Source organism: Bacillus thuringiensis (assembly GCF_022095615.2).
GTDB classification, from domain to species: Bacteria; Bacillota; Bacilli; order Bacillales; family Bacillaceae_G; genus Bacillus_A; species Bacillus_A cereus_AG.
In genome coordinates this window covers 2,853,666-2,866,229 of sequence record NZ_CP155559.1, presented here as the reverse complement: position 1 = coordinate 2,866,229, position 12,564 = coordinate 2,853,666, and the positions used below count along the sequence as shown (strand labels likewise).

Here is a 12,564-nt window from a genome sequence, read left to right as displayed (position 1 = left end):
GTTTTCTGTACTGATTCATGTTGTTATTGGTATTCATAATATTCATCACTTTCATTTGGGATTTGTGTAAGTTACTAGATGAATTTTGATTTTGTTTGGTTATATATAAACATTTTACATAAAAGTTTGCATAAAATCCACGAAAAATAATCGAGTCATTTTTATCTTTTTTCGACAGTATCTCCCATCTATTTCCTAGCGCTACCCAACCATCAAACAAATTAAGGAGGGAGTCTTCTGACATAGTTAGATAGGAGTCATTAACTTATGAAAAAATCTCATCTATAATTCAGATATAAACCATTTATTAAAGGAGTATTCTAATGAAAAGAATTATAAGTTATGCGGTAGTTATTGCTATTTTTATAGGAATAGGACTAGGAGTAAAACGTTTTGTACAAGGTCCAGGACAACCAGTCGATGGGATTCTAGTTAGTGGTACTGCAGCTGATGTAGAAAAAGTCAAACAAGAATTTAAAGATGATACTAAACAATCGATAGACTATAAAGTAAAGTATGTCACAACAACAAAAAGGATCCCATTATCAGAAGAAGATAAGAAACAAAATGATACAAATGAAGAATTTGAAATCAATACTACAGAATATACGGTTATTAATAGTTCGACCGCTGTAAAATTATTTAATAAGGGACTTCTAAGAGCTAGAAAAGATCCAAATTCAACGACTACTATTTCTGAGATGGTGAAAGATAAAAATAAAGTATCTAGTGATCAGAATCTATTATTTTCTTTTGCGGCTAAGGATTCTATGGTTGATAATTTTGAAAATAACCAGTTGAATTTGAACGGTAAGACGGTATCTGCCCAGTATGTGAAACAGCAAATTTGGATTGGGTATGCCCCAATGGACCTTGTTATTCTAAAAGACCAAGACTATAATGCAATTTCTGAATCAGAGTCAATAATGAAATTAATTCAATTTAAAAAACGTGATTTTGATTATAAAAACAAACAAGAAGTAGATAAAGTTTTACAAGAGATTGATAAGGTCTCATCGAATAATCAGCATAAAATAAACTTTGTAGAGGTACAAGACTAACTTAAAATGATAAGAAGGTGATATAAATGGAAATCGTAAGAATAGAGAATGTAGTCAAAAGTTATGGTGAAGGAAATAGTAGGGTAGATGCTTTGAAGGGCATAAATCTTTCTATACAGCAAGGGGAATTTGTCTCAATCGTAGGAGCTTCTGGATCAGGTAAAAGTACATTACTGCATATTTTAGGAGGGTTGGACTGCCCAAGCTCAGGAAGCGTGTTTATTGGAGAGAATAATATTTATGATTATACAGATAATGAACTTTCGATATTTAGAAGAAGAAAAGTTGGTTTTATATTTCAGTTCTTCAATTTAATTCCTGTATTGAACGTGCAGGAGAATATAGCTTTACCTACTTTACTGGATAATGAACCTGTAGATAATCCTTATATGGACGAAATTATTGAAATTCTGGGACTTCATGAAAGAAAAAATCATTTACCATCTGAATTATCAGGAGGTCAGCAACAACGGGTTTCGATTGGGAGAGCACTTATAAATCGCCCACATTTGATTTTAGCTGATGAGCCTACAGGAAATCTGGATACTCAAAATACAAAAGAAGTCATGGATTTATTAAGATTGACAGCAAAGAAATATAATCAAACTATTGTATTGATTACCCACGATTTAAATATTGCATCAACTTCTGACCGTATTATTACAATTGAAGATGGCCAAATCGTTTCCGATCAGTGGCTATCCACGAATAAGTCTAAGACGGGAGGAAATTAATTTTGATTGGTCATTATAAACAATTAAGCAGGAGATACTTAAAGGGGAATATGAAACGAACAATTTTCACTTTGATCGGAATTATACTCTCTGTATCTTTAATTTCTACAATCGGCCTATTTATGAACGGCACTCAGATTTCTCAAATCGAGAATACGAAAAAGAATCAAGGGTATTCTTTTCATGCTGTTGTATTTAATTACGATGAATTGACATTAAAGAAAATTAAATATAACCCGCAAATTGAATCATTTGGTTTAATGTCACAGGGAGAAACAGTTCAAGTCGGAGAGGCTGCTGTACAAATGAATTTTGCTGATGATAACGCCTTGGAGTTTTTAAAATACAGTATTATTAAGGGGAGAGTGCCGTCTAATGATCGAGAAGCTGCTGTGGATCCCTGGGTATTACCTTTTATAAAAGAAAATATCCAAATAGGTGATTCATTTGAATTGAATGAAAAAAAATACAAACTGGTTGGTTTTCTAAGTGATAGTGCATATACACAGGAAAATAAAGTGGGACGGGTACTAACTTATAAGCGCGAGTTTAGCGCTGGAGAAGGAAAAATATTAGTTGGAATTAACTCAAAAGCAAATTTTAATGAGGTTTTAGAGGGAATTAAGACCATTGCCGGACAAAATAATATTGAAATAAGTAATGAATTAATTCAATTAGAGAAACTAGGTTATAATGATTCGATTATGGCTACGCTAATTATTACAATCAGCATTGTTGTGATAGCGACAGTTGTTGTGATTTACAACGCTTTTCAAATCAGTGTCGTGGAACGAACGAGGCAGTTTGGTTTGTTGAGAAGCATTGGTGCAACACGAAAGCAAATTAGACAAATTGTGCTGAGAGAAGCTACTTTTCTGGCTGCTATCGCTATACCCATTGGAATTATATGCAGCCTAATAGGGCTTGCCTCTCTTCAGTTTATTTTTTCACTTTTAATGGAAAATAGTAAAGAGGTCTCGATATTCCATGTTGATTGGAAGATTTTATTAATCAGTTCGATTATTACCTTCCTTTCTATAATAGCGTCAAGTTTGTACCCAGCTTATTTTGCAGGCAAAATCTCCCCATTATTAGCAATCAGCAGCAGGTTGTCAATTAAAAAGGAACAAATCAAAAAGAAAAAGAATTCCATGTTGAAAAAACCTTTATCTTTTCCTTTGAGCATGGCTATGAAAAATGTGAAGCGAAATAAAAATCGCTATACCATTACAATCTTATCAATTATTATAAGTAGTGTGTTATTTATTACTTTCTCTTATTTAATGAATGTTGCATTTGCATCTAAGTCTTTCAATGAATTATCTGTTAAATCGGATATTACAATTAAGATAGAAGATAAGAATCCAGATCATTTAGCTGAAATTACACAAGTTTTGAATCAGTTAAAATCACTTGGAAATATATCTGATGCATACGAAAAGAAGGGCAATAAAATTGAAACTAAATTAAAGGATGTAACTCAATCTACCGCGACAGTTTTGGAAATAAAAAATACGATTGGAAAAAATCATGCCATTACAATCGTAAATAATTATCAAGAAAATAAAACAAAAAAAGAAGAAAAACTTACTTTACAAGTGCTTGCATATGGTTTTATTACAGTCATTTCTTTAATTAGTAGTGTTAATATTTTTAATACTATAACTATAAGCATTATGACTAGACGAAAAGAACTGGCCGCGTTGAAATCCATTGGTATGTCACAAAAGGATTTGAAAAAAATGATTACCTATGAAGCTCTGATTTACGGTTTTTCTGGAAGTTTACAAGGAATCTTTTTTGGTTGTATATTGTCTTATATTATATATTTAGCTATATCTGATATGTTGAAAATGGCATGGACGATTCCCTATGAAGCTTGTATTATTACGTTTGTTTTAGCTTTAATAATTAGTTATTTATCAGTCTTAAATCCATTGAAAAAAATTCAACAAGATAATATCATTGATACTATCAGAGAAGAGTAATATTATAGGCCTGGCTAGATTATAGTCAGGCTATTCTGATTGGAGAATAAGCTAGGGGAAGAAAAAGGAGAGGACATACTTGAATAAAAAAATATTACTAGTTGAAGATGATGAAGCTCTTGGGCTAGCCATCGAATTTTCATTGAGGAATGAAGGTTATGAGGTGATTAGAGCGTCCAGTGTAAAAGAAGCTAAACACCAGTTTGTTCACAATACATTTGATTTGTCCATCCTTGATATCGGCCTACCAGATGGTAATGGTTATGACTTATGTTTGTATTTTAAAAAGCAAAATGAGAATTCGATTATTATTTTCTTAACTGCACTAGATGAAGAAGCAAATGTGGTAATGGGGCTGGATATAGGCGGTGATGATTATATAACCAAACCTTTTCGGGTTAGGGAACTCATGGCCAGAGTGAAAGTACAATTGCGTAAACAAGCGTCGCTAGAAACACCATCTCAAATTTTAAAATCTGAGAATATAAGAATCGATACGAACCTAGTCAAGGTTTATAAAAATTGTGAAAGTATTACATTGACGAATTTAGAATACAAACTGCTATTGAATTTCATGAAGAATTCTCACAAAGCATTAAAAAGAGATGAACTCCTACAACAAATAACAGAAGGAGATAATGTTTTTTTTGATGAAAACACGTTATCTGTATACATAAAGCGTTTAAGAGCTAAAGTTGAAGACAATCCTCAAAAACCACAGTTTATCGTTACCGAAAGAGGATATGGTTATCGTTGGAGCAAGGATGTGATTGGGTGAGCAAGATAATGAAAAATACCGAGTTAAAAAGCTATATGACGATACTGGCCGTCCTTTTATCTATATTTGTGATTTACCAATTTATTATTCAACAATTATTTTATGATCATTTGAAAAGAGACTCTATTGCAACATGGGGTGAAATTACAGCTAGGTTGGTAGAGCAGAATCCAGAAAATGAAGCGGAAATTATGAAAGTCTTATCAAGTCATTCGTCTCACTTAAGTGAATATCAGGAAAAAGGGACAGAGATCCTAAAGCAGTATGGATTATATGAAGACTTGGAATCAAAATTTTTTCCTCACTTAAATAATCTAATTATTAATCACAATCAATTTATGATGTGGGGATTGATTGCTTTTGGATTTTTACTTTTTGTTGCAAACTACATGCAACAAAAAAATATTTTCAATAAGATTAGCCAGCTTACTAGAGCTGCAAAAAAGATAATCGAGGGAGATTACTCGGTTGTCATCAATGAAAATAAAGAAGGGGATTTCGCGAAACTGGCGATTTCATTTCGTTCAATGAGGGATATCATTAGAAAAAATATGCATGATTTGCTTGAAGAGAAGCGGTTTTTAGGAGAAATGTTGCAGGATATATCTCATCAGTTAAAAACGCCGCTTTCAACTATTTCTATCTATAATGAAATGTTGTTAAATGAGAAACTATCCCGAGAGCAACAAGCTCAATTACTACAAAATAATGATACTCAGATTTCTAGAATGAATGTCTTAATTCAGAATTTGTTAAAAGTAGCAAAAATTGATGCAAAAGCGATTTCGTTTGATAAAGAGCCAGGGAATTTAGTAGATACGACTGAGGAAGTACTAAATCGCTTGCAAAGCATGATAAGTGATAAAAATATTTTGATTGATTGGAATGCACCAAGAGAAATAGTCGTTATTCACGACAAATTATGGATGCAGGAAGCCTTGTTAAACCTGTTGAAGAATGCAATCGAACATTCTAAACCCGGTGGTAAAATAATGATTCAGGCCAAAAATTCTCCAATCTATACAGAACTAGTAATCCAAGACTTTGGAGAGGGAATTTCAGCTGAAGAATTACCTCATATTTTTGAACGATTCTATAAATCAAGTAGTTCTAAAAAGCACGGCTCGACCGGAATTGGATTGGCACTTGTCAAAGCTATTATAGAGGCACATCACGCCTTAATTACAGTTGAAAGTGAAAAAAATGCTTATACAAAATTTACAATTATTTTTATGAAATTTTAATAACAGTTTGGTATATATTTTAATCTTTTTAATATAAAGGGGTTTTTTTATGTTTAATAGATTGAAGTGTTTTCTTTTATCTGAGAAAGAAATAGTTGATACTGTGAAAAAATACAAGGAGGAAAAAATACACGTTTCCATAATAAAAGATTTTTTAGGAGATTTAATCTTAATAAGAACTTTTATATTTTTAATGTTTGTTCCAGTATCAACTTTTATTTTTTCAGTTATAATTTATGGAGCTGTTTTCTTTTTGTCAGGCATTAAGATTACTGTTTGGGGCATCACTATAATGTTATTAGTTCCAATAACATTACTTTTCTATATGAATATAACTAATACATCAATTATTATTACTGATTTAGTGAGAAAATTTTTATTAACCATAAAATATCTAAATCCATTTTACTCAATAATAAATAAACCTTGGCTATTTATTTTTGAATTATTATTTGGTTTTTTATATGTATTTCTGCTATCTTTATTTTCTATTTGGATAGTATTACATTCATTAGAAATAGATTTTTCTGAATTTAGTTCGGAAGACAATCGAAGTTTCCAATTTTCAATTATTATTTTACATACAGCAATTTATTTGTTTATAAGAGTTCATGGCCAGTATTGTAAGACAACTAAGCAAAAAATTAAAAAGCTGAAAATGAAATTTTATTTATGGTTTTGTTCTATGATTGCAAGTATTGTATATATATTTGAATCACTCTTTAATTATATGAATGGAATCCAAGCAATTTATTTTATTTTTGTTTTAATGATTGCTTTAGAAAGAACAGTGACACATTATAAGAAATTTATAGATTTTTTAGAATCTGAAAATTTGTATGAAAAATATTTTTAGAGAGAAAAGTCTTTTGAAATATAAAAAGTTATACCTACTAAGTACTGGACGAGTAAAAAAACGCTATTCTTTTTCTAGAATCATAGGAAAGGATAGCGTTTTTGTTTAAAATACTCAAAAAGAAAAATCTTGTGGTAAAGTATCATTTTTAATAACCGTTCGTAACCCATGTTTTATAATCCAAGGGTTAACAGGATGTTGTTTATCACGTAATTGCTGTAACCATTGAAAAACGAGTTCTTTATCTTCTTTCGTAATATCGTTAATATGATTGGCTACAGATTTTTGGACATATTTAGAAGTATCATTCATTAATGGTTCAAGAAGCTGTAAATTATTCTTAAAGTCACCTTTCAGAGCTCCCATTTTTTTAGCCCAAGGAAGTCTTGGTCTTGTACCTTCGGAAACTAATCTCCTAATGTGGCTGTTTTCGTCATGAATCCACTGTTGTAATATGTCTAGTGTGTCTTCATGGTATGTTTCAAGAAAAGGCCGAATGGCATATTCAGCAGTATTTCTTTTTGTTATTTCATACATGGCGTTGAAAGAGGATTCAAAATCGTTAAGCCCATATTTTTCAACGTATTTTGCGATAGGCATGTACATATATCCGTTTGTAAATGTGCCTACTTCTGTTGTATTTTCTGGTCCCAATGTTTTCAGTAATATATGTATAGCTGCATTAAAATCTTTTTGTAAAGCATTGTGTAATTCATCTGCCATTACTTCAATACGTTGCTTTAATTCTAAACTTTCAACTTTACATGTTACAGAATCTACAAAGATGCTTTTAGAGAAAGTAGGATCGTGTTTACAAATAGAATCAGCCATTTTTTCGGCTAATTCTTCATTAAATAAAAATTTTAACGGAACATATTTACCCATTTTTTCACCCCAATTGTCAGTTGAAAAAATTTTTATTTTTTAATCGACAACCCATAAACTAAAGTCTCACTTGGAGTCGTAATGCTAAAACCAGTCGTCTTATAATCAAGTTTCACCGTATCACCAGTGTAGTCTTTCGTAAATGAATCCATTTGTACGATAAAATTAGCATCTTCATATACAACGTCATCTGCATTATATGTATCCCAAATTAAATCCACATCAACGAAAATACTACAAGAGTTTGTCATTGTCCCTCTAATGCGAATGATCTTTTTGTCTTCGCGCTCTAATCTATGTATAGCTGCTTTTGTTTCATCAGTAATGCGAATGTTCATGATATCCCAACCTTTATGTATATTTCCTTTATTATTGCAAAAACAGGAGCAATAGGAAAGGGAGAAGCATCGAAATAAAAAAACGAGCAAACAAATTTGTTTGCTCGTTTCACTTTATTTCAATTCACATTTATCAAGAGGGATTACTTTCGTTTTCTTCGTAAATTTATATCCTAACCATAGTACTAAGAAGAGTGGTAAACCGATATAAGAAACGAGTACGCCGTTCCAATCGATTGCTTCGCCCATAAATGCGCCGTAGTTTTGACCTAAAATGACGATGACACAAAGTGCAAATGCGAAGATTGGACCGAATGGGAACCATTTCGCTCTATATGGTAAGTCTTTTAAATCTTTACCTTGTGCGATATATGCTTTACGGAAACGGTAATGACTAATTGCAATTCCGACCCATGCGATAAAGCCAGACATTCCAGATGCGTTTAATAACCAAATGTATACAACACCGTCACCGAATAAAGAAGCAATGAAAGCGATACTACCGACAATCGATGTTACGATTAATGCGTTAACAGGTACACCTCGGCTATCTAATTTACCAAGAAACTTTGGTGCTTTTCCTTGGCGTGCTAAATCCCAAAGCATACGAGTTGAAGCATACATACCAGAGTTACCAGCAGATAGTACGGCCGTTAAAATAACAGCATTCATAACAGAAGCAGCAAAGGCAACGCCCGCTTTTTCAAAAATAAGTGTAAATGGACTTACTGTTACATCGCTTGCGGCAAGGCTTTCAGTTGTATAAGGAATTAATAAACCGATAACGAGAATCGCAAGGATATAGAATAAAAGAATACGCCAAAATATAGAACGAATTGCTTTTGGAATGTTACGCTCTGGATCAGCAGTTTCACCAGCGGCTACTCCTAATAATTCAGTTCCTTGGAAGGAGAAACCAGCAGCCATAAATACACCGATAATTGCCATAATGCCGCCATTAAATGGTGCATCTGCAACAGTGAAGTTTTTAAAGCCAACAGATTCGCCGCCCATAATTCCAAATATCATCATGAAGCCGACAATTAAAAAGATAATAATAGTAACTACTTTAATAAGTGCGAACCAATATTCAGATTCACCAAACCCTTTAACAGATAAATAGTTTAAAAGGAAAATAATAGCTAAACATAATCCACTCCAAATAAGAGAAGGGGTATCTGGGAACCAAAATTTCATAATTAATGTTACAGCCGCTAGTTCAGCAGCAATCGTAATTGCCCAGTTATACCAATAGTTCCATCCAAGTGCAAAGCCAAGTGATGGATCAACAAATTTTGTTGCGTAGGTGCTAAAAGATCCAGTAACAGGCATGTAAGCAGCGAGTTCAGCTAAGCTCGTCATTAAAAAGTAAACCATAATTCCAATTGCGGCGTATGCAACTAATGCACCACCAGGTCCAGCTGAATGGATGACACTACCACTGGCAAGAAATAGTCCGGTACCAATTGTACCACCGAGAGAAATCATCGTAAGGTGTCTTGATTTTAAACTACGTTTTAGTTCACCTTTTCCTTTTGTAGTTTCTGTTTCAGAGGTAGTTTGATTCGTTGCGCTATTCATGTTCAACACTCCTTTTCTTGTAAGATAGGAAGGAGCGGGGGAGAAAAATACAAAAAACCGCCAAAGGAATTTGGCGGAACGTTTCACAAATAACCACCCCATCATACCCTTCCGTTAAGATAGCACCCCACGTTTACACGGTAATTTTGTAAACGTGACAGTTCTGTTCCTTTCGGAGACAGCCCCAGCTCATATTTCCAGAGAAGAAATAGAAACTTCGGCAACTTTTCCTTTTAAACGGAGTCGGTGACATTCTCTGTGTCTCGGCCGTTCTACTCTTAAAAGTTGCAACCTCTACCTCATCGGATTGATGAGGATTTGATATATTACTAAGATTTTTAATATATGGCAATTGTAATGACTTTCTGAATATATTGCAAGATATTTTGTTAGGAAAAGTCAAAAAATATCGGTTATTGTATAGGAAACGCTTGCACAACTCCACCCGAACCTACTATTATGTAGCAATAAGCAAAGAAAAAATTGTTATACAAATGTTTCGCAAAAAATATTGAAAAACCCTTTAAAATTAAAAGAAAATTCAGAAAATATAATTCGACATAACTATCAAAAGAGAATTATTCTTTAAATTCGTTTCAAAGAATAAGTATAAATCCGATAAATAGAATGAATATTCTTTTTATTTCTGATAAAATTAAAGTGTTGTTTAATTGAAAAGGGGAAATCAATATGAAATTAGAAACAGAAAGACTCTATATAGTACCGTGTACAGAAGAAAGGGTGCACGTTGCTAGCGAGCAAGGATATAATAGTGGTCCACATATTGTAGGGCATGTAGAAACTGTAAAACAAGATGAGGCTTTATTACCTTGGGGAGCGTGGTATGTCATTCGAAAAGAAGATGACATCGTTCTAGGTGATATAGGATTTAAAGGGAAACCAAATGAGGAACATACAGTAGAAATTGGTTACGGATTTATTGAGAAATATTGGAATAAAGGGTATGCGACAGAAGCTGTAAGAGAATTATTAAATTGGGCTTTTCAAACAGGAGAGGTAGAAACGATTATTGCAGAGACACTCCCTGAAAATAGTAGTTCGATTCGTGTATTAGAGATATTACATATGAAGAAAATTGGCACTACAGAAACGATAATTAATTGGAAAATAGAAAAATAAAAAATACCGCTCGAAGTATATTGGGCGGTATTTTTATCGTTATGGTAGCATTTGTTTTTGATCATTCGGGTATCCGGCTGTCGATGCGTTAGAACGCTTGGAATGATTACGTACCGCAATGAAAATAGAAATAATAACGACAAGACCAACTGCCACGTAAGAAAGCGAAATAATAGTTGGATCCACTTTAAATGTAGTAAGCAGTGTACGAATATTTGTAAAGATAATGAGGCCACCAACTAATACGCCAAGTAAATGAGAAGGAACGATGCGTACTAGCCATGCAGCGATTGGTGCCGCAACGATACCACCAAGCATTAACGAAAATACCCAAACCCAGCTTACTTGTTCCCAGCCAAGTGAGATGAAGAAGCCAATTGTTGCAGCAAGTGAAACAGGAAATTCACTCGTATCTACAGATCCAATAACTTTTCTAGCTTCATTTCCTCTTGCTAGAAGAACGGGTGTAGTAATCGGTCCCCAACCACCGCCACCAGTTGAATCAACGAATCCAGCAAATAAACCAAGCGGCACCAGTTGTTTTGCAGACATACGCTTATTTGAAGTGACAATTTGTTTTTGAATGAGGAATCGTAATAAAATATAAACCCCTAAAGTAAATAAAAATATGGAAATGTACGGTTTAATTACATCGCCAGGTAAATTACTTAAAAAACATGCCCCAACAAATGCGCCGATTGCCCCAGGTAATGTAAGCCTGGAAACTGTATATTTATCAACGTTTCCAAATTTGATGTGAGATGCGCCAGAAGCGGCAGTTGTAACGACTTCAGCTAAATGAACCGATGCGGAAGCTACAGCCGGTGCAATACCAAACATTAATAATAGTGAAGTAGACGTTACCCCATACGCCATTCCAAGTGCTCCATCGATCAATTGAGCGAAAAATCCAATAATAGCAAAGACAATTAATTTCTGCATAAATAATCCCCCTGTAATAATAAATGAAAAAGACACTTTTCCCGTATGAGAAAAGTGCCTTTGGTTTTTCCAATCAGCAATAATTAAATTTGTTTCATTATAATACATATTAATCGTATAAATCAACTAGGTTTTAAAGTTTTTGAATTGAATGAAAGAAAAATAAAATATACAATAAAAGGATGGAGAGAAAGGGGAGAAAGACATGTTACGATTTGATCATCTCGTTCACGCAGTTCATGGTACACCGAAGGAAGCGGCAAAACAAATGCTGGAACTTGGATTTCATACTGTATTAGGCGGAGAGCATACTACTTGGGGTACTTGGAATAGTTTAAGCTATTTTGACTTATCATATATAGAATTTCTGGCAGTTCAACATGAAGAAAAAGCGAAAGAAGCAGAAAATCCATTAGTACAAGAAACAGTGGTGAAACTACAAAATGGAGAAGGAATGCTACAAATCGCAATCCGAACAGATGCAATTGAGGAGCTAGCAGTTAACTTTAATAAGTACGGTTTACATACGATAGGGCCATTTGAAGGGAAACGCATGAGAAAAGATGGCCGACTTTTAGAATGGAAAATGTTATTTGTTAAGCAAGAAGAGAACGGACCGAAATTACCTTTCTTTATACAGTGGAATGAAACGGATGAAGAAAGAAGAAACGATTTACGTAATATAGGAACAATCACGGAACATAAAAACAAAGTAAAACAACTTGATACAATTCATTACGCAGTGAAAGACGTTCGAGAAACAGTGCGGAAATGGGAAGAAGTAATGGGGCTAACTGTAAGTTCAGTCGTAAAAAATGAAGAATGGAATGCGGAGTGTCAAAGTGTATCATTTGGTGACATTCATGTACAGTTTTGTGAACCAATTGGAGAAGGATTAGTGCTAGAACGTTTGAAGAATCATGGTGAATATCCATTTGCAGTCGAGTTTAAAGGGAAAAATAAACGAGAGTATGAAGTGTTAGGTAGTTTGTACATATATTAATAGAGGTGAACGTT

The 12,564-nt window shown here is 33.4% G+C and carries 12 protein-coding genes and 1 riboswitch; of the genes, 8 read left to right on the top strand and 4 right to left on the bottom strand.

Going from position 1 to position 12,564, the window contains the following annotated elements:
• The first annotated feature begins 323 nt into the window (after positions 1-323).
• The 6 genes from KZZ19_RS14905 (at position 324) to KZZ19_RS14880 (ending at position 6,661) form a co-directional block, all read left to right on the top strand.
• Complete coding sequence (locus KZZ19_RS14905) at positions 324-1,061, top strand: lipoprotein BA_5634 family protein (RefSeq protein ID WP_237980052.1); 738 nt, start codon at positions 324-326, stop codon at positions 1,059-1,061.
• A gap of 26 nt (positions 1,062-1,087) precedes the next feature.
• A complete protein-coding gene (locus KZZ19_RS14900) occupies positions 1,088-1,795 on the top strand; it encodes an ABC transporter ATP-binding protein (RefSeq protein ID WP_237980054.1) in 708 nt (235 codons plus the stop codon).
• 2 nt (positions 1,796-1,797) lie between these two features.
• Positions 1,798-3,783 (top strand): ABC transporter permease, encoded by a 1,986-nt coding sequence (locus KZZ19_RS14895; RefSeq protein ID WP_237980055.1) that lies wholly within the window; start codon positions 1,798-1,800, stop codon positions 3,781-3,783.
• Positions 3,784-3,862: 79 nt separating this feature from the next.
• Complete coding sequence (locus KZZ19_RS14890; RefSeq protein ID WP_088096857.1) at positions 3,863-4,561, top strand: response regulator transcription factor; 699 nt, start codon at positions 3,863-3,865, stop codon at positions 4,559-4,561.
• 8 nt (positions 4,562-4,569) lie between these two features.
• Positions 4,570-5,805: a HAMP domain-containing sensor histidine kinase gene (locus KZZ19_RS14885; RefSeq protein ID WP_237980488.1), complete on the top strand. Its 1,236-nt coding sequence runs from the start codon at positions 4,570-4,572 to the stop codon at positions 5,803-5,805.
• Between the two features lie 49 nt (positions 5,806-5,854).
• Positions 5,855-6,661: a hypothetical protein gene (locus tag KZZ19_RS14880; RefSeq protein WP_237980056.1), complete on the top strand. Its 807-nt coding sequence runs from the start codon at positions 5,855-5,857 to the stop codon at positions 6,659-6,661.
• A 114-nt stretch (positions 6,662-6,775) separates the two neighbouring features.
• On the opposite strand, the gene KZZ19_RS14875 is transcribed toward KZZ19_RS14880, so the two are convergent.
• From KZZ19_RS14875 to KZZ19_RS14865, 3 genes are all read right to left on the bottom strand, one after another.
• Entirely contained in the window at positions 6,776-7,546 is a 771-nt protein-coding gene (locus KZZ19_RS14875) for a DNA alkylation repair protein (RefSeq protein ID WP_237980057.1), read from the bottom strand.
• Positions 7,547-7,578: 32 nt separating this feature from the next.
• Positions 7,579-7,884, bottom strand: a complete 306-nt coding sequence (locus KZZ19_RS14870; protein WP_237980058.1) for an iron-sulfur cluster biosynthesis family protein — start codon at positions 7,882-7,884, stop codon at positions 7,579-7,581.
• A gap of 114 nt (positions 7,885-7,998) precedes the next feature.
• On the bottom strand, positions 7,999-9,465 hold the full coding sequence (locus KZZ19_RS14865; protein ID WP_237980059.1) for an amino acid permease: 1,467 nt from the start codon (positions 9,463-9,465) through the stop codon (positions 7,999-8,001).
• A gap of 112 nt (positions 9,466-9,577) precedes the next feature.
• Positions 9,578-9,770: riboswitch (Lysine riboswitch) on the bottom strand.
• A gap of 385 nt (positions 9,771-10,155) precedes the next feature.
• On the opposite strand from KZZ19_RS14865, the gene KZZ19_RS14860 reads away from it, so the two are divergent.
• Complete coding sequence (locus tag KZZ19_RS14860; RefSeq protein ID WP_237980060.1) at positions 10,156-10,605, top strand: GNAT family N-acetyltransferase; 450 nt, start codon at positions 10,156-10,158, stop codon at positions 10,603-10,605.
• Positions 10,606-10,644: 39 nt separating this feature from the next.
• On the opposite strand, the gene KZZ19_RS14855 is transcribed toward KZZ19_RS14860, so the two are convergent.
• Positions 10,645-11,655: a sulfite exporter TauE/SafE family protein gene (locus KZZ19_RS14855; protein ID WP_237980061.1), complete on the bottom strand. Its 1,011-nt coding sequence runs from the start codon at positions 11,653-11,655 to the stop codon at positions 10,645-10,647.
• 97 nt (positions 11,656-11,752) lie between these two features.
• On the opposite strand from KZZ19_RS14855, the gene KZZ19_RS14850 reads away from it, so the two are divergent.
• Positions 11,753-12,550, top strand: coding sequence for a VOC family protein (locus tag KZZ19_RS14850; RefSeq protein WP_237980062.1), 798 nt, complete (start codon positions 11,753-11,755; stop codon positions 12,548-12,550).
• Positions 12,551-12,564: the final 14 nt, after the last annotated feature.

What these genes read in the sequence shown, in the direction of transcription:
- KZZ19_RS14885 (WP_237980488.1), top strand. Translation starts at nt 4,570, where the DNA reads ATGAAAAATACCGAGTTAAAAAGCTATATGACGATACTGGCCGTCCTT.
- KZZ19_RS14905 (WP_237980052.1), top strand. Translation starts at nt 324, where the DNA reads ATGAAAAGAATTATAAGTTATGCGGTAGTTATTGCTATTTTTATAGGA.
- KZZ19_RS14865 (WP_237980059.1), bottom strand. Translation starts at nt 9,465, where the DNA reads ATGAATAGCGCAACGAATCAAACTACCTCTGAAACAGAAACTACAAAA.
- KZZ19_RS14900 (WP_237980054.1), top strand. Translation starts at nt 1,088, where the DNA reads ATGGAAATCGTAAGAATAGAGAATGTAGTCAAAAGTTATGGTGAAGGA.
- KZZ19_RS14875 (WP_237980057.1), bottom strand. Translation starts at nt 7,546, where the DNA reads ATGGGTAAATATGTTCCGTTAAAATTTTTATTTAATGAAGAATTAGCC.
- KZZ19_RS14860 (WP_237980060.1), top strand. Translation starts at nt 10,156, where the DNA reads ATGAAATTAGAAACAGAAAGACTCTATATAGTACCGTGTACAGAAGAA.
- KZZ19_RS14880 (WP_237980056.1), top strand. Translation starts at nt 5,855, where the DNA reads ATGTTTAATAGATTGAAGTGTTTTCTTTTATCTGAGAAAGAAATAGTT.
- KZZ19_RS14850 (WP_237980062.1), top strand. Translation starts at nt 11,753, where the DNA reads ATGTTACGATTTGATCATCTCGTTCACGCAGTTCATGGTACACCGAAG.
- KZZ19_RS14855 (WP_237980061.1), bottom strand. Translation starts at nt 11,655, where the DNA reads ATGTATTATAATGAAACAAATTTAATTATTGCTGATTGGAAAAACCAA.
- KZZ19_RS14870 (WP_237980058.1), bottom strand. Translation starts at nt 7,884, where the DNA reads ATGAACATTCGCATTACTGATGAAACAAAAGCAGCTATACATAGATTA.